Consider the following 15772-nt stretch of genomic DNA (forward strand, 5'->3'; position numbering starts at 1 on the left):
GATTTTACCGGTACTGATCTTTGATCTTGCCGGTATCATTCCTGTGAAATAATCAGGCTGAAATGAATCATCCACCTTTGGTTATAAAACCTTAAGGTGGATGATTTGATAAGAGGGTTATATTTCGTGTGTATTTTTCAATCGCCAAAAAGAATGTTGATGTAATTCTGTCTTGTATCGATGATGCGGATGATCTTTACTGTTTCTTTTTCCAGACGATAGAATACATAATTTTTTTCAAAGACAAAATACATGTAATCTGTTGGAATATCTATGACATTCATCAGCGGTCTACCCATTAATGGTAACTGTTCAAATCGTTTGATGCTTTTAAGTAGCTCTCTTATCTTTTCAGAAGCTATTCCTACATCAAATTCTTCCTCTAAATAAACTTTGATTTTTATCAAATCTTCTTGTGCCACAGGAGAAAACTGAATAGTATACATAGTTATAATCCGAAGGCTGATTCAATATCTTCCATTGAAATCCACCCGTCCTCTCTGGCAAATTTTTCGCCTTCTTCAATATGAGCCATTAGCTTCAACGTAGCTTGTATTTTTTCATAATCTTCAATATCCATAAGGACATATTTACCACGTCCTTTTTTCGTCAGATAAACAGGAGCATCTTCTCTACAGGCGTTTAACACGTCGTTATAATTTCTTAAATCAGAAACTGGTCTTATATTTGACATTTCTATCAACTCCTTATAGTAATATTGTATGTGTAAATGCTGTAAAATGCAATGTAGATTTTACAGCTTACGTTAATACCAAAGTAACTGTTCCTATACTAATTTGTAGTTGGTGTCCTATAGAATGAGCTAAAATAAAAATCCACCTTTAGTTTGATAAAAATTATAAGGTGGATTAGTTGTTAAGAAGGCTAAATTCTATCGATATCAGCTAAATCAAAATACACATTACTTGCTCTCACCGACGAATTGAATTAGGGGGTTCGGATACAGTAATTTCACAAAGAGATCAGAAAGAGAATCCACATTTATAGCTTTAAATGAGCACTGAATGTCGATTTCTTTTTTTATGATCTAGTGCACTGAGAAATCAGTATTAAATCTAATAAAAACTGATTCAGGACAATACAAAGGTTATTATTTACGCCGTTACTTATGGTAGGGTTCACCGTACCTATTCTATCGGAGTAGGAATAATACTGCCTTTCTCTGACTAATAAAATCGAGAAAAGTATTCTCATTGTTTCATGATATCGAAGTATGCTATAGGAAAAATATATATTGAATACTTAATACTCATATGTATGAATAGAATATGGGGTTCTACTATGTTATAATACTAATAAGTAAAAGTGTATGATTTTAAGAGAATTGCATGATTTGGACTCATATTCTACGAGGTGTTTCATTCAAATACGTCATTACATTAAGATGATAAGGATTTTTATAATGCAGCAGCTAAAAAAAATTAGTCTTATCTAATTTATATTAAAGAAAGGGTGGTAATGATGAACAAAAATACAAAAATAGTGATCATCATAATAATGCTATGCATGTCATTGTTTGCAACTCAATTTCTAATAAAATCCCAAAAAGAGTTACCAGTTCAATACGTAAGCGGCATGAATGTTATAAATATAAAAAATCCTATGGAAGTAGTGGGGTTTGGAGATTATGTATTTGTTGCACGCATTGATGAAGAAATCAAAAACGTGCATAGCAGGGCTGAAGACCTTGACCCTGGAATCCCGATGACTACATATTCTATTACAGTTATTGATAATTTAAAGGGGAAAATAAAGAAAAATACACCTGTAGAACTTAGTAAGATTGGTGGAATATCATCCTCAAGTAATATGGTGACCCTGCTCGAAGGTGATACAATGCTTGAAGAAGATCAATATTACATCCTAGTTGCTGCAGGAAATGATGATGGCTCAATGATACAGGTGGCTGCAACAGGAGCGGTCAAGTTAGATGTTACAAGTAAAGAAGAAATAGTGTCATCACAAGCATACAAAGATTATGAAAAATACATTGAAGCAGAAGTGGAATATCAAAGACCAAGATATAAATCAATGTATGAAGAATGACATATCTTCATATGATATCTACCGTTCTGCCTATATATTTGACCAGAAGTCCCGGGAGTTTATATCTATAAATCCTGAAATCCATTGTGAACGCTGGATTTCAGGATTTATTTTGCTTGGAATTACTTCTCAATAGTAAGTGGTCAGTATAAGCGTAGATATAGAGATCAAATTTATTGACTGTACAGTAAAAAGAAGCAAGGTCAGATAGGGAGTTGCGTCAGAGTTTTTTATGTCTTAATCTGCAAAATTTACGCCATTATTTATGATAAGGTTCACCGTACCATAAGGGAACCTTACAAAACTATAGTTATATATAGAGACGATTCTCACATGACCATTTCTTTTGGAATTCCTTTCCTTCTTCAATTGCGTGTATTAAGGGATCAGCAAATTGAATAATTAATTCAATCACAATTTGAAAGTCCAACGACACAGCCAAAATCTTTCTTGCAAACACATTCCATCTGCTAATCATAGCCGTATCTTTGTAGAACAATGATAAGTTTTGAAGAGTAAGAGTATTGCATGCTGTACCTCTATTAGTAAAGGTCTGACTTATTGCATCTATCAAAATCGAGCTGTCAAAATCATAATGATTTGCCAGATAAAACAGATCATAATAATCCTTCATCCGACTCGTCGCTTCCATGCGGTCAAATATAATCTCTAATTTTTCTGCAATGGCTGATTCAAGTGAATAAGATGAGATTTTCGGAGAGAGAAATCCGTCCAACTGTGTAGAAATATCTATTTCATTAACACTGGGTACTACTATATCACCAAACCCGATATCAATATCGAAGGGTGTGTTTGTATTTGAAATTTGAGCTAGCATTTTTATACGGAGTCCATGGTAGAATTTCATTTCAGAAATATTTTCCAACGATTTTATCTTAAAGATGATATAACTGTTTTCAGTTATTACATGACTAACAGTTTGGATGATTTTTTTCATGTCTTCTTGGTCATTTGACAAGTTTAGAGCAAGAAAATCAATGTCCATGGTAGGTCTGCTTTCAAAACCACTATATTAAAACAGAAAAAGTCCACCTTTCAGGATTAATCTGTCATGATATTCAGATCGCTCTAATCTTCTTAGAAATTCTTCTTGGCAGAATAGTTGAAGCATCAACTGAAAAGGTATTCCTTTTGATCTCGCTTTGTTCTTCAATTTTTGGAGAGTACTTTTTTCGGTATTCATCACATCCACATCCCAATAATCCTATTAACTTTATTCTCAATTCTCATAAGCTTAGCATAATCAAGCAAGTTTCTGATGTTCTTCTTTGAGTCTTTAACATAAGCTCTTATCGCATGATTGAATACCTCCTTATCCATCTTTTTCTCATATCGTATAAGGTCACATAGTGTTCTATCTCTATCGAAAATTTTTATTTTGTAACCCTCAAACAAGATTTCTGAAAGTCCTATTTCCATATAAGCATCGATTATAAAATAAAACTGCATTGGTGGGTATTCGATATTGTACTTCGTAGTTGTTTTATTCTTACTGACAGCGATATGCCAGGCGGATGGTGTCCGATCAGTGTAGCCATAAAGATAAAGTGCAGAGTCGAGACAGACAACACCTTCTGGAAAGAGCTTAGTAATTATGACAGCATCAGAGATTGGATCACCACCTATCCATTCATAATAGCCAGTCTTGATTTTTCTTACGAACCCTTTATTTATTAACTTATATAATTCTGTGTTGTGATATCCACTGGAGGTAAAGTCAGATAGTTTAATGATTCCATTGTTTTCATCAAAAACACTTTTGTAAATTTCGATATTCGTAAAATCACCCTCTTTTAAATTCATAAGCGGTCTTTTTTACATAATATCATATATTTTTTCTGATTTAAAGTGAATTCATCATGAGGGGAGTGGTTATCATAGATGATTAATTGGTAAGCTCATATACATAATTTTATCCTCTTTAAGAATTATGCTCAGTCAAAGCTAAAAAATTCAATTTAAGATAATATTTATTCGATTAATGGAGCAAATTAAAGCTTCATATTAGTAAGCGGTTTTTAATCTGATGGGTCTATCCATAAAGATCCTCCACCACATCGAATGGATATAGAGCTACAAGTACATTGATTGGTAGATAATAATTCTATTGACGGTTTGAAAGAGTGTTTAGAGTCTCCTTATCAATCTACACTGTTTATTATACTGTTTGTACAAACCCGACGCCGTTACTTATGGTACGGTTCACCGTAACATATCCATCGGCGTAGTTTTAAAAAAACTTGAATGATTATATTAAGAAAATATAGATTCACTGAAATGGTTTATAATACTTTTATGCTATAATGTATATAAATAGTTTTAGGAGGCATAAAAATGAAAAAAGTTATAGGTATTTTTTTTTGCTGCGGTTCTATTTATGGGGATTTCTGTATATGCAATAACTTCAGTTAGAGAAGGGACTACATGGACAAGGTATGGTAAAGTTACAACATCTGATCTGGGAAACAGATCAAGGACAACGTATCAAATCCAGAGTTCAAATATTTCTGCACTCGCAGCCATTCATGTTCCAGGTCTTGGATGGAAGTATAAAAGCATATCTGGAAGTTCAGGATCCGTATATTATGATCATGTTTTTTTATGGATTTGACATAACAGGTGTACATACGCATGGGTATGAAGAAGCGATGATAAACTAAACTTGAGTTTGCAATGAGGAGTTTTTATGAAGAAAATCAGCTATTTTCTGATCATTCAGTTGGCAATTGCAACTACCTATCTGATTGTCACATCATTCAATATCAGATATACTTTTAACCTGGAAAATTTCTTGCATCCCGATTTTAAAGACGAGAGCACATATAGTTTCATGTTTGATGAGAGTATATTCACTTCAGTTTCATCGGAAGAGTTTATGGAAACGCTGAAAAATGCTTCAGATGAAAATGAAGTGACCTTTCGTGTGATTGTTGGTTATTCTGATGAGATGAACAGAAATGTCATGGAGAACTATATCTATTCTTCTTCAGTGGAGATAGAGGATCTCTACTACACTCAAAACGACGATAGAATTTCCTGGAGTGACAGAAGTGAGTCTTCTTATTATTCAACTAATAGAGAGGATTCTTCGGCAGTGACGATACAGATGCTTGATGAGAGCTACGCATCAGGGCGTCTATATCCGCTTCTTTATTTCCGTCCACTACATCAGCTTTATGAACGTCCCCAAAAAGATGCTTATTACGTGGTTTATTTCTATGGGGAAGGAAGCGATATCAGAAAGGTCCGAGACGAAGTAGTAAATACCCATGGACAGATTCAGGCATCACAATTTCTCAAGGTGGACGCCAAGACGTTTATGCCGGACGACTCTATTCGTCAAGGCACCTTCCTCTCCGTAGGGATTGCACTGATTCTTCTCATCATTCTTATAGGCATCATCAATCAGCACCTTAAGGAAGTAAGCGTCAGAAAAATGATGGGGCACTCCGATGTGCGGATACAGTGGCGTCTTTTAGGGAAATTTTTCCTGTCACTTCTACTTGTTTATATAATTACACTAGGAATAGCGTATTGGTTTTTTGTGGGCGATGCAGGAAACATCGGTACGGCTATTTATAAAGGTCAGCTTAAGATTTTAGCATACTTTGCTGCAGGTCTTCTAGCTGTGTTTATAGGTTCCTACGTCTATATCAGATATACTTCCTCTGCCATGTATCTCAAGAAAAAATCTACATATAAGATGCTACTCTATGGGAACCTTGTTGTGAAGATCCTGATATTTATACTGGTGATTACCCCACTTCTTACGAAGCTGGAAGGCGGATATCGGTCCTTCAGAGATGTGATTTACAGAGAGAGAAAACACGATGCTGATCTTTATAGATACAATGTGAGTCTTGACATTCCAATGTCGGATTTTGATCGAATCATGAAAATGTTTGGAGATGCATTTGAGATATCAGAAAAAGAGAATGCGGTACTCGCTGATTTCAGTGATGCAGACTTGAGTCTGTTTGAAGAATTTGATGTGGAGCTTGCACCGAATACGGTATCCTCAATCGTGGTCAATACAGAGTATCTAAAGGACTACAAGATTCTTCGTGAAGATGGAACAGTTCTTGATCTGGAGACCTTACAGGGTAATACCATGCTGGTTCCACTTGAATTAAAGGGAAAACCTTTTACGACCATATCTCAGAAGGAATATCCAAAAGTTTATGTAGAGTTTCAGGATGCTTTCTATAATCCGGATATCAGTAAAAGAGATCACTTTAAAGTGAAAGATCCCATCGTCTTCTACACGAAGGAGTATGATGCTTCCGGTATGCAGACGCTTTATGGAGCTGTCTATTATAGTGATCTGGAAGGGCTGAGAGAGTCCTTTGAAGCAGCTGGGTATGGAGACGCTCTGCGGGTAACGGATCTTCGTCCGGTGTATGATTTCTACATGGGTGAGTATAAGCAGGAAGCACTTGAAAGTCTGTACATTTTCGTGCTGTATCTCTCAGTGGTCCTGATACTTCTGTATGAGATCATATATCTTCATCTGGAAGAGAAAAGGCAGCTGATTTCGATTCAGTATCTGCTTGGAAAGTCTTATGGTGAGCGTTACAGGAATCTCTACCTGATGAGTCTTGTGTCCTATGCAGTACTGATCCCATACAGTCTGATCTTTCTGAAGGTATCAACAGTCAGTTTGCTAGTGCTATTCAGTATCCTGATTCTTCTGGAAATGATTCTGGTATCAGGTCTGATCAAACGTTTTGAATCAGCGGATATGGTGAAAACCATAAAAGGGGCGTAGTTATGGAAAATGTAATTTCAATTCAGGGATTAGAAAAGAATTTCGGTAAAAAGACGGTCTTTTCCAGGTTCAACCTAGAAATTCCAGAAGGCAGTTTTACGGTGATTTCTGGCGCTTCAGGATCTGGAAAGTCCACGCTTCTCAATATCATCGGGTTACTGGAGAAGAAAGACAAAGGCGAAATGGTGCACTTTGGACAGAAGAATATCAAGCCCTTTTCAACAAAAGCGACGAATCTTCTGAAGGATAAAATCGGTTACCTTTTTCAGAACTATGCTTTAGTCGATAATGCCACAGTAGAGTATAACCTGAAGCTTGCCATGGAAGGTCATGACACGAGCAAAGAAAATAACCGAGTAAAGGAAGTTCTGGAGGTAGTGGGACTCGCCGGATTTGAAAAGAAGAAAGTATATCAGTGTTCTGGAGGAGAGCAGCAGAGAGTGGCCATTGCAAGGCTGATGCTGAAGCCCTGCGAACTGATCCTTGCCGATGAACCTACAGGAAGCCTAGATTATGAGAATAAAATGAAAGTTGTAGATCTCTTGAAGGGATTTCAAAGAGCAGGTAAGACAGTGGTTCTTGTAACTCATGATGAGGATCTGATGCACTTAGGAGAGCCTCTCATACGGATTGATCAAGTACCATAAAATAAGGCGAAATAAAAATCCATCTTTAAGGCTATAAAATGCCTTAAAGATGGATTTTTCGTTAAAATAATTAAATTCTACCGATACCGGCTAAATCAAAATACACATTTCTCGCTCTAAAGGGACCGGGATTAGTCATTTGCAGTTTGAATTTTTCAAAATCGCTGATTCTTTTTGAATGATAGTAGGGGACTTCGAACCGAAGTATATTACTTCTAAGCCATTCAGGAACGGCTATCTTGTGAATCTGAAGATTGTAGTCGATAAGGGCTGCGACTTTTGTCAAAAAGTTCAGTTCATCTTCACTGCAAAGTGATAAGTCCACAGGAATGAAAAGACTGTCTATGAAGTCTTTGTTTTTGTATTTAAGTAGTTCAAGAAGCTGATTTAAACTTGCATCAATATCCGGGTAATCATATAATTGCTGTAAATATTTATTTCCAATCATAACCCAAATCCTCTCCTAAATACCTTATAAAGTTTTGTTGTCTCTCACCAATGAGTGTCAATGGGATATACTCTTCACATAGATGAAGTAATTCTTCTTTTGTCTTGATAGATAGGTCCTTGCACAGAAGATAGGCATCGATGAAATCCTTTGCTGGTTCTGGCCTTGCTGCCAGGATTTTCATAGCAAGAAGCTGTTTAGCAGAAGGTTTGAGAATCTTTAGGTTTGAGTAAACCTTATAGGTTTCTTTGTCCTCTTTTAGAATGGACTTCAGAGGTTCCTTAATTTCTTCGTTGATCCATCCTTCAGATAGACTAAATGCATATTTTGTCAATTCAAGAATATAGTTAAATAATTTTTGATTAACATCTGAAAAAACGCAGTCAATATCTCTTGTAGCGGGTCTGTTGTCATAGACCATTGTCATTATTGAACCATCGTAAACTGTAATCTCGAGTTGAAGCTGGTTTTCTAGTAAACGTTCATTCATATATTCGAAAATATCCAGCAGTTTCTTTTTATCCATCATCTCTATGTTGTCCATCATCAGGGTGAATCCCCCTTTCTAATAAAGTTATTTATATCTTTATTATATCATATCCGGAAAGAGTAGAGTATTAACGACATTTATTTATGGTACGGGTCACCGTACACTACATAACAGCGTCAGAGAAGAAATTCAGTATATCATGTCAGAGTATTGACATATTAGTCTATTTCCAATAGACTAAAGTATATGATCTATTGGAAATAGACTGAGGTGATAAAATTGGACTTATATAAATTTGGAGACATAGAGGAAAGATTTGCAGAGTTGATATGGAAACATGAACCTATCAGTTCTGGAGAACTGGTAAAGTTATGTGAAAATGAGCTGAATTGGAAAAAATCAACAACATATACAGTGTTAAAAAAGCTGTCAGAGAAAGGTATATTCCAAAATATAAAATCAGAAGTAACCTCTCTCATAACCAGAGATGAATATTATTCCATGCAAAGCAGATATTTTGTGGAGGACACCTTTGGTGGTTCATTACCGAAATTTCTTAGCGCGTTCTTTAATGGAAAGAAAATCAGTGAAAAGAAGATGAAGGAACTGGAGAGGCTTATTGAAGAGTATGATGAGGTGGAGAAATGAGCAGTATATTTTCAACCGTCCTACAAATGAGTCTAACAGGATCCTATGTAATCATTGTGGTTCTATTGATAAGATTGCTTTTACGAAATTTCCCGAAGACTTTGATTTTTCCAATTTGGAGTGTAGTTGCATTTAGACTGATTGGCCCTATTACGCTAAAAGGAAAGTTCAGTATAATGCCATCAGCAGAAGGCTTCGACGGAGGATTTACGTTGCTTGAGAAGGGTGCAGCACAAAGTTCCCTAGCTTTAATTAGCAGGTATGATTCTATCAGAATAGCATCCTACATCTGGGCTATGGGTTTTGTATCTCTAATGATATACACTTCAGTTTCTATGCTTCTTTTAAAAGGAAAACTGAAAAATGCGAGTCTGTATCATGATAATATATATGAGGCTTCTCATCTTAAAACTCCATTTGTTATAGGGTTCATTAGACCAAAGGTTTATATTCCTGCTGGAATCGCACATGGTGAAAAAAATATCATCATACTTCATGAAAGATCACATATAAAAAGAAAAGATCATATAATAAAGACTTTGGCATTTTTCGTTTTAGCCCTTCACTGGTTCAATCCTATAGTTTGGTTTGCATTTAAAAAAATGACAGATGATATGGAGATTTCATGTGACGAGACTGCTCTAAGTCACTGTAAAACAGACATGAGGAAAACCTATGCGAATACTTTGGTTCGATTTGCCTACAAAATGCATCCAGTTAACGAGAGGATAACAGCTTTCGGTGAAGGAAATCTGGAAGTACGGGTTCAGCACATTTTACGATTTCGAAAACCCAATATGACGAAGATAATCTCAGCACTAATCATCATCATCGCAGCAAGTATTGGCCTGATGACGGATCCTATAGATATTATGAGTAATGAAGATTTATCCCCCTATATGGCTGAGTCAAAAAAACAGGACTCCGAAATAAACGAAGTGAAATTAGAGGTGCAAAAGCAAGTGCGACTACAGAGTGAGCATTTTGATAAGATATTTGAATAGAAAAAACCATGGAATCTGCATAAGAAAGTGAACAGAGCGTCATAAACTCATCGATATGTCCATTTGACTTATATGCAGATTTTTTCATAGGAGGATATATGAAACGGGTTGCTTATTTATTGACTATATTTACGGCGGTTTTTATTTTTCTTTATTTATATCAGAATATTTCGCTAAATCATTTCAATGCAATGAATAGCCTGGAAAGCAGTTTTTCTCAAGCAACGGGTAAAGATCATGAAACGATTGAATTAAGTTTACTTAATGATCATGGTTCCCCGGTTTTGTCTGAACTTACGGATTTTCTCGAATCTAAAAACTACGATGCGATAACTTTCGTGCAGACAAGGAGACATGACTTCATAATTGATACTACAGCTTACTTGTATTCAGATCTAAAATTGAATGAGTTGGCATTTTTCAAAACTGTCCAAGGCAAAAACTTAGACTTTACAATAGAAGAGAATAACTACTATTCTTCCTATTTGGGTGATACAAAAGCATATGATGTCATTGATTATGTAAACTCGAGCTATCAAAAAGACTATCAGCCTAGACTTCTTGTAAAGCCATTAACACTTCTTGCCAGTGAACATCCTGAAAAGAAGACGGCATTGGTTTTCATCTATGGTGAAGATAGAGTGCAGATCAAAAATGACATTATAGATAGTGAGATAAATAAGCACATCGTATCTAATGAATCTTCACTCACCTTCGAATTTTCGACTCCAGATGATCTTCAAGTCGGATCAATTCATATCCTTCTTATTTTGACGATTGCATCCTTGGTGGTGATCACCATTTGTGAATCAATCGCTTTAAAAAAAGAAATTACAATACGGAAACTCTTCGGAGAAAGCGATACTAGTATTTACTGGGACCTCTTTGCAAAAAGGTACTTGATCAACATGGTCTTATACATTTTCTCCCAGATAACTCTATATTTTCTCATTGTGAAAAATTTCAGACCCATTCACCTTCTGCTGCTGAAGCCTCTTTTAGTGGCTTTTGGGCTGTATTTACTTTTTTGGATTGCAGCAAATGCATTGAGCTATATTATGCTGACAGTGACTGGAAGGCCGTCGAATATCAAAAATAATAGTACACTGAAATTTTCAGGGGGTGTCGCTGTAGTACTGAAGCTATTGCTGTTAATTCTAATCGTTACACCATTTATTGCTTTGATTAAAACTGCCCCTTTAATGATGGAAGAAAATAGTATTCTTAGAAAGAATAAATTGCTTATGCAAAACAACCTGGTAATTGAAGGGATACTTCTTGACAATACCGTGACGAGTCTCGAAAGTTGGGAGCCGCTTCAACAAACGTTAAAAGTTGTAGAGTCCCAGGAATGGATGTACCATGATTTTTCCAGTAATTTTCTCCCCGATGAAATAAAAGAAACGATACCTGAAGAAGTCTATAAACGTCAGTTTGTACAACATCCATATATTGTTGCAAATGAGAGGTATCTGAAAAACTATAATATCAGGGACTTAAACAATAATCTGATAGATTTCCGAAGTATCGAGCAGAATACCTTGCTTGTGCCTGAAAGATATAAGGATGAAAAGTTTACTGATGTTTATTTTGGTGGCGGAGATGGAGAAATTCTTTATATAAAAAATCCAGGAACGATCTATAATCTAGCACCGTTGTCTCCGGATTTATCACTTAAGAAACAGAAAGACCCGGTGATTCTTTTTAAAAAAGGATTAGATGCGAATATGCAATGGAATGGAAGCTCTCTTACCATAAAGGATGGCGAAGATACTCGGACGGTGATTACAGATTTTTTGGCAACCAATGGTTTAAACAATCGGATATTTATATCAAATACGAATCAAGAATATGATACTGCGCTTTCTAGAAGCAATGATCAAGTAAGAGCATTTATTCTCGTTCTTGGTCTATACATTCTGATGATTTATATTTTTCAGTATCAGTCCGTGTTTATTTACTTCTATGAGAACAAGGAAAAAGTGGCAGTAAATTATCTTTTTGGGAGATCCTATTTTCAGCGCTATGGCTATATGTTTATAAGCAGTTTGGCTGTATATTTTCTCTCTCTTGTTCTGGGCATGGAGTTCATGGAGCTGGACAGAAAGTATCTTATCGTATTCATACTCCTTGGCATATTTTTTGACTTTATGATTGCCGGGATAATGATTAAGTCCTTTGAAAAAAAGAGAACACTGTCAGTGCTAAAGGGGGAATAGCTTGTGGAAGAGGTTATAGTAAATATTAAGAATATTAAGAAGAAGTATGATGAACAAGTAGTTTTCAATAATTTCAGTATGGAAGTTAAAAAAGGAGAATTTGTTTCTGTCATTGGTGAATCTGGAAGCGGAAAATCTACACTGTTGAATATGATAGGTCTGCTGGATACTTATGATGGGGGCGAGATCAGTCTTTTTGGGGAGAAAAATATCAGACCCTTTTCCTCCAAAGCCAATAGAATATTGAGAGATAAAATCGGATATCTGTTTCAGAATTTTGCGCTCATCAGCAATGAAAGTGTATATTACAATATGCATATTGCCATAAAACATCATAGACTACCTGATGAAGACAAGTTGATTCGAAATGCTCTGGAAGAGGTTGGATTAAAGGGTGAAGAAAATAAAAAAGTATATAAATGCTCCGGTGGGGAGCAACAGAGAATCGCGATTGCAAGGCTTTTAATTAAACCTTGTGAACTGATTCTTGCCGATGAACCTACAGGAAGTCTAGATGAGAAAAATAAAGAGGAGATTTTTAATTTACTGCTTTCAATGAAAAGAAAAGGAAAGACGCTGCTTGTTGTTACTCATGATCCCTCGCTTGTTTCACTTTCTGATCGACATGTCAGAATCAAGTAAAACCTATCTTAGAAGGAGTGAAGATATTCATGTTAAAAAAGAGTTTGATGGTATTTCTAATATTACTGATGACCTCTAGTGTTGTCACTCTACTAACGGGTTGTCAGGAAAAGACAATCTATCAAGAAAAAATAGCAGTTGATTTGGTATCACTTCCTTTCTATGAGAGTACATTAAAATATAATGCTGAACCCAGCACGGAAATGCAAAGTAAATTGTATGATTATTTTTTCAATGACAAAGAAGAGAAAGAGTACATTATTGTTACTAATGATGGAAAAGAAATAGGAGAGAAGATTATAGATGTTCTTCCAGAATCTGGTAGTGATTTATACCCCATAGTTGAGAAAATAAAAGAATCGGGCTATAAAGTTCTATATCGAGATTATTATTATGTTACAACTGTTGAAGATGAAATAATTGCAACGTTTAACGGAGAGAGAGAATTATATCCGAATAATAAATATTTCAAGTTTATAGAAGATAATACAGGTGCATATAAGAATAAAGATTATAGTACAATCAATGATTATATTATAAAAAATAATATCAAGATTTTCTCGAAAACTATTACAGAAGAAAGAAAGACGAATCCGTAGTTTTGCATGGTTTAAAAGTATAGTGTAAGCGGTCTTTAATCGGATGGATGTAACCATCAAGGGAAGTATGGGATAATTTTTAGAGAGAAAACAAAAGGTGGCCTCACGGCCGCCGGTGTGACTGTTATACCGAACAATCTTTCCTGACCTGAGGATTCCAGGGTAGGAGCTGTTCGATGCCCTCGGACCTTTCTTCCAAAGAGAACCGGGGAAGAATCCCCATAAGTATTTGCAGAAGCTACTTGAAGAACTGCCTCGGATGAAAGAATCTGGTGAAACCGATCTTGACTGGTAATGCCATGGAATGATAAAATACAAAAAACTTGTTCATGATGAACGTAATGCGCGGCCGAGAGGTCGCTTTCTTTTACACTGATTATCGCATTAGAGCACTGTGGTTTCTATACGGTACTTTATTGTCCGCTTACGTTATTTTGAAGGGTTTTTCCCATGAGAAGCAATACCATCAAAATTAGCGCAACCTCTATCAGGGCAGGGTGAAGTTAAGATTTACGCCATTACTTGTGGTACGGTTCACCGTATCATATCCTAAATGCTATACAAATTTAAATAGAATTACTTCAAGGAAATGATATCCTCCCGCCCATGTCTTATCATATTATTTGGAAAATGAAGACATAGAAAATGAGTCCCATCAAATTGATGGAACTCAAAAATCGGTGTGCCTTTCTTACACAAACTGTAACCTGTATTTAATTCGAGTATTTACTCCGAATTTTAAAGTATATCTGCTTTGAGAGCTTCTTCTTCGCTATAACCCTGTTCGATTCCTTTTATGATTCGAGTTGACCGTTTTGTATCTCCAAGAAGAATTCCGGCCACCAATCTATTGTCTTTAAAGAACAGCTTTTTATATTCCCCTTTCTGGATACTTTTATGTTCCAGAATGTCTAAATCAGGATCGCAGAAATCAACGTTTCCGGCTGAAAAGACTTTTGCATTCATAGACGTAAACATTGTGGAAAGAACCATTGGTGGGAATTCGAGATTGCCTCCTGAAGCGTTGGTTCCTGCAATTCTTCCCATGGTCAATGCTGAAGGCCAGGTTCCGTAAACAAAATTATTGATTTCAGCCACATCACCGCAAGCGTAGATGTCCTCTTCGCTTGTTTCCATCCTGGTGTTTACGACAATACCTTTATTCACTTCGATACCGGCTTCTGCTGCCAGTTCTGCCCTGGAACGAACGCCTACACTGAAAAGAAGTGCCTGGCAGTCAAGAGTTACGCCACTTCTTAGTTTAACACCTGTAAGTTCCTGATTTCCCTCTCCATTTTCCTCTATGCTGATGGACTCCACAGAGTCTTCAAGAATCAGTTTCACGCCAGAACTCAAAGCCAGAGCTTTAAGAACTTCGGAGGATTCCTCATCTAGCTGCCTTGGAAGAAGTCTGTTAAAGAACTCTATGACTGTTACATCAAGACCACACTGCTTCAGTGACCAGGCAGCTTCAAGACCTAAAAGTCCTCCTCCAATAACAACTGCCTGCTTTGCAGATCTGATTCTTCTTTGCAGTGCTATGGTGTCATCATGCTCTCGTATACTAAAGAGTCCATCATAATTTCTGAAGTTCTTTCGGTCTGCTTTGATGACCTCTACGACTTTTCCATTACGACTGATTTCCACATCTACGGGTGGGATAAAACTGTAGCTTCCGGTAGCGATGATGAGTTTATCGTATCGGATTTTACTTCCGTCTTTGAACGTAACGATCTTGTTTTCTTTATCGATAGCTGACGCTTCCATAGATAAGATCTGTTCCACTTCGTTCTTATCATACCATTCGTTTTTTACCATATAGAATTTGTCTTCAGGCAGCTCTTCCTTAAAACATTCGGCGAGCTGTGTTCGTAGATATGTTCTTTCTCTTTCTCTACCTATGATGATGATTCTGCCTTCGGAATCTTTTTTGCGTATTTCGCCGGCAGCAAAATGACCTGCGGGGCCATTCCCTAAAATAAGATAGACTTTTCCTTCTTTTTGAAATGTTGACATGGTTTTCCTCCTTGATCAAGGTATCTATTTTGTTCTTTAATCGGATGTATCAGTGCTTTCAGCAACTGTCTTAAATATTATTTTGAAATATCAATATTCATATAAATTATAGGACTATTTGTGTCTGATATCAAATCCGGAGATATGAAGGATCGTGTCAATTTACTGTTGGTTGAATTCAGAAAATATTTGTCCGTATTATG

14 protein-coding genes and 1 pseudogene are annotated in these 15772 nt (G+C 36.1%); 8 read left to right on the top strand and 7 right to left on the bottom strand.

All coding sequences use genetic code 11. From position 1 onward, the window contains the following. Nucleotides 1-137 precede the first annotated feature (137 nt). Both RTX25_RS13675 and RTX25_RS13680 read right to left on the bottom strand, forming a co-directional pair. Nucleotides 138-446 carry a type II toxin-antitoxin system RelE/ParE family toxin gene (locus RTX25_RS13675; RefSeq protein ID WP_312654474.1) on the bottom strand — a complete coding sequence of 103 codons (309 nt, stop codon included), beginning with the start codon at nt 444-446 and terminating at the stop codon, nt 138-140. A gap of 2 nt (nt 447-448) precedes the next feature. Then, nucleotides 449-694 (bottom strand): type II toxin-antitoxin system prevent-host-death family antitoxin, encoded by a 246-nt coding sequence (locus RTX25_RS13680; RefSeq protein ID WP_312654475.1) that lies wholly within the window; start codon nt 692-694, stop codon nt 449-451. A gap of 788 nt (nt 695-1482) precedes the next feature. Here RTX25_RS13680 and RTX25_RS13685 point away from each other — a divergent pair. Continuing rightward, a complete protein-coding gene (locus RTX25_RS13685; RefSeq protein ID WP_312654476.1) occupies nt 1483-2067 on the top strand; it encodes a hypothetical protein in 585 nt (194 codons plus the stop codon). Nucleotides 2068-2377: 310 nt separating this feature from the next. On the opposite strand, the pseudogene RTX25_RS13690 reads toward RTX25_RS13685, so the two are convergent. Beyond that, nucleotides 2378-3082 (bottom strand): annotated as a pseudogene (locus RTX25_RS13690) (nucleotidyl transferase AbiEii/AbiGii toxin family protein); the annotation flags it as partial. 188 nt (nt 3083-3270) lie between these two features. Then, nucleotides 3271-3891 carry a hypothetical protein gene (locus tag RTX25_RS13695; RefSeq protein ID WP_312654477.1) on the bottom strand — a complete coding sequence of 207 codons (621 nt, stop codon included), beginning with the start codon at nt 3889-3891 and terminating at the stop codon, nt 3271-3273. 883 nt (nt 3892-4774) lie between these two features. On the opposite strand from RTX25_RS13695, the gene RTX25_RS13700 reads away from it, so the two are divergent. Together RTX25_RS13700 and RTX25_RS13705 are read left to right on the top strand one after the other, a co-directional pair. Beyond that, a complete protein-coding gene (locus RTX25_RS13700) occupies nt 4775-6856 on the top strand; it encodes a hypothetical protein (RefSeq protein ID WP_312654478.1) in 2082 nt (693 codons plus the stop codon). 2 nt (nt 6857-6858) lie between these two features. Continuing rightward, the gene (locus RTX25_RS13705) at nt 6859-7503 is read left to right on the top strand and encodes an ATP-binding cassette domain-containing protein (RefSeq protein ID WP_312654479.1); all 645 of its coding nucleotides are present in this window, start codon (nt 6859-6861) and stop codon (nt 7501-7503) included. 70 nt (nt 7504-7573) lie between these two features. Here RTX25_RS13705 and RTX25_RS13710 read toward each other — a convergent pair whose 3' ends face one another. Both RTX25_RS13710 and RTX25_RS13715 read right to left on the bottom strand, forming a co-directional pair. Next, the gene (locus RTX25_RS13710; RefSeq protein ID WP_312654480.1) at nt 7574-7951 is read right to left on the bottom strand and encodes a hypothetical protein; all 378 of its coding nucleotides are present in this window, start codon (nt 7949-7951) and stop codon (nt 7574-7576) included. Beyond that, the gene (locus RTX25_RS13715) at nt 7938-8498 is read right to left on the bottom strand and encodes a DUF6036 family nucleotidyltransferase (protein WP_312654481.1); all 561 of its coding nucleotides are present in this window, start codon (nt 8496-8498) and stop codon (nt 7938-7940) included. Before RTX25_RS13715 ends, RTX25_RS13710 begins: the two co-directional genes overlap by 14 nt. A gap of 222 nt (nt 8499-8720) precedes the next feature. Between RTX25_RS13715 and RTX25_RS13720 the strand changes: the two genes are divergently transcribed. The 5 genes from RTX25_RS13720 (at nt 8721) to RTX25_RS13740 (ending at nt 13553) form a co-directional block, all read left to right on the top strand. Then, nucleotides 8721-9089 carry a BlaI/MecI/CopY family transcriptional regulator gene (locus RTX25_RS13720; RefSeq protein ID WP_312654482.1) on the top strand — a complete coding sequence of 123 codons (369 nt, stop codon included), beginning with the start codon at nt 8721-8723 and terminating at the stop codon, nt 9087-9089. After that, on the top strand, nt 9086-10093 hold the full coding sequence (locus RTX25_RS13725) for a M56 family metallopeptidase (RefSeq protein ID WP_312654483.1): 1008 nt from the start codon (nt 9086-9088) through the stop codon (nt 10091-10093). The genes RTX25_RS13720 and RTX25_RS13725 overlap by 4 nt, the downstream gene beginning before the upstream one ends. A gap of 98 nt (nt 10094-10191) precedes the next feature. After that, a complete protein-coding gene (locus RTX25_RS13730; RefSeq protein ID WP_312654484.1) occupies nt 10192-12312 on the top strand; it encodes a DUF1430 domain-containing protein in 2121 nt (706 codons plus the stop codon). A gap of 3 nt (nt 12313-12315) precedes the next feature. Beyond that, the gene (locus tag RTX25_RS13735; protein WP_312460516.1) at nt 12316-12954 is read left to right on the top strand and encodes a putative bacteriocin export ABC transporter; all 639 of its coding nucleotides are present in this window, start codon (nt 12316-12318) and stop codon (nt 12952-12954) included. 29 nt (nt 12955-12983) lie between these two features. Beyond that, a complete protein-coding gene (locus RTX25_RS13740) occupies nt 12984-13553 on the top strand; it encodes a hypothetical protein (protein ID WP_312654485.1) in 570 nt (189 codons plus the stop codon). Between the two features lie 738 nt (nt 13554-14291). Here the strand turns inward: RTX25_RS13740 and RTX25_RS13745 are convergent. Further along, on the bottom strand, nt 14292-15569 hold the full coding sequence (locus tag RTX25_RS13745; RefSeq protein ID WP_312654486.1) for an FAD-dependent oxidoreductase: 1278 nt from the start codon (nt 15567-15569) through the stop codon (nt 14292-14294). Nucleotides 15570-15772: the final 203 nt, after the last annotated feature.

It is taken from the genome of Proteiniclasticum sp., from assembly GCF_032054185.1.
Classification (GTDB): Bacteria; Bacillota; Clostridia; order Clostridiales; family Clostridiaceae; genus Proteiniclasticum.

What these genes read in the sequence shown, in the direction of transcription:
- RTX25_RS13695 (WP_312654477.1), bottom strand. Translation starts at nt 3,891, where the DNA reads ATGAATTTAAAAGAGGGTGATTTTACGAATATCGAAATTTACAAAAGT.
- RTX25_RS13730 (WP_312654484.1), top strand. Translation starts at nt 10,192, where the DNA reads ATGAAACGGGTTGCTTATTTATTGACTATATTTACGGCGGTTTTTATT.
- RTX25_RS13705 (WP_312654479.1), top strand. Translation starts at nt 6,859, where the DNA reads ATGGAAAATGTAATTTCAATTCAGGGATTAGAAAAGAATTTCGGTAAA.
- RTX25_RS13740 (WP_312654485.1), top strand. Translation starts at nt 12,984, where the DNA reads ATGTTAAAAAAGAGTTTGATGGTATTTCTAATATTACTGATGACCTCT.
- RTX25_RS13725 (WP_312654483.1), top strand. Translation starts at nt 9,086, where the DNA reads ATGAGCAGTATATTTTCAACCGTCCTACAAATGAGTCTAACAGGATCC.
- RTX25_RS13715 (WP_312654481.1), bottom strand. Translation starts at nt 8,498, where the DNA reads ATGATGGACAACATAGAGATGATGGATAAAAAGAAACTGCTGGATATT.
- RTX25_RS13675 (WP_312654474.1), bottom strand. Translation starts at nt 446, where the DNA reads ATGTATACTATTCAGTTTTCTCCTGTGGCACAAGAAGATTTGATAAAA.
- RTX25_RS13685 (WP_312654476.1), top strand. Translation starts at nt 1,483, where the DNA reads ATGAACAAAAATACAAAAATAGTGATCATCATAATAATGCTATGCATG.
- RTX25_RS13710 (WP_312654480.1), bottom strand. Translation starts at nt 7,951, where the DNA reads ATGATTGGAAATAAATATTTACAGCAATTATATGATTACCCGGATATT.
- RTX25_RS13700 (WP_312654478.1), top strand. Translation starts at nt 4,775, where the DNA reads ATGAAGAAAATCAGCTATTTTCTGATCATTCAGTTGGCAATTGCAACT.
- RTX25_RS13680 (WP_312654475.1), bottom strand. Translation starts at nt 694, where the DNA reads ATGTCAAATATAAGACCAGTTTCTGATTTAAGAAATTATAACGACGTG.
- RTX25_RS13745 (WP_312654486.1), bottom strand. Translation starts at nt 15,569, where the DNA reads ATGTCAACATTTCAAAAAGAAGGAAAAGTCTATCTTATTTTAGGGAAT.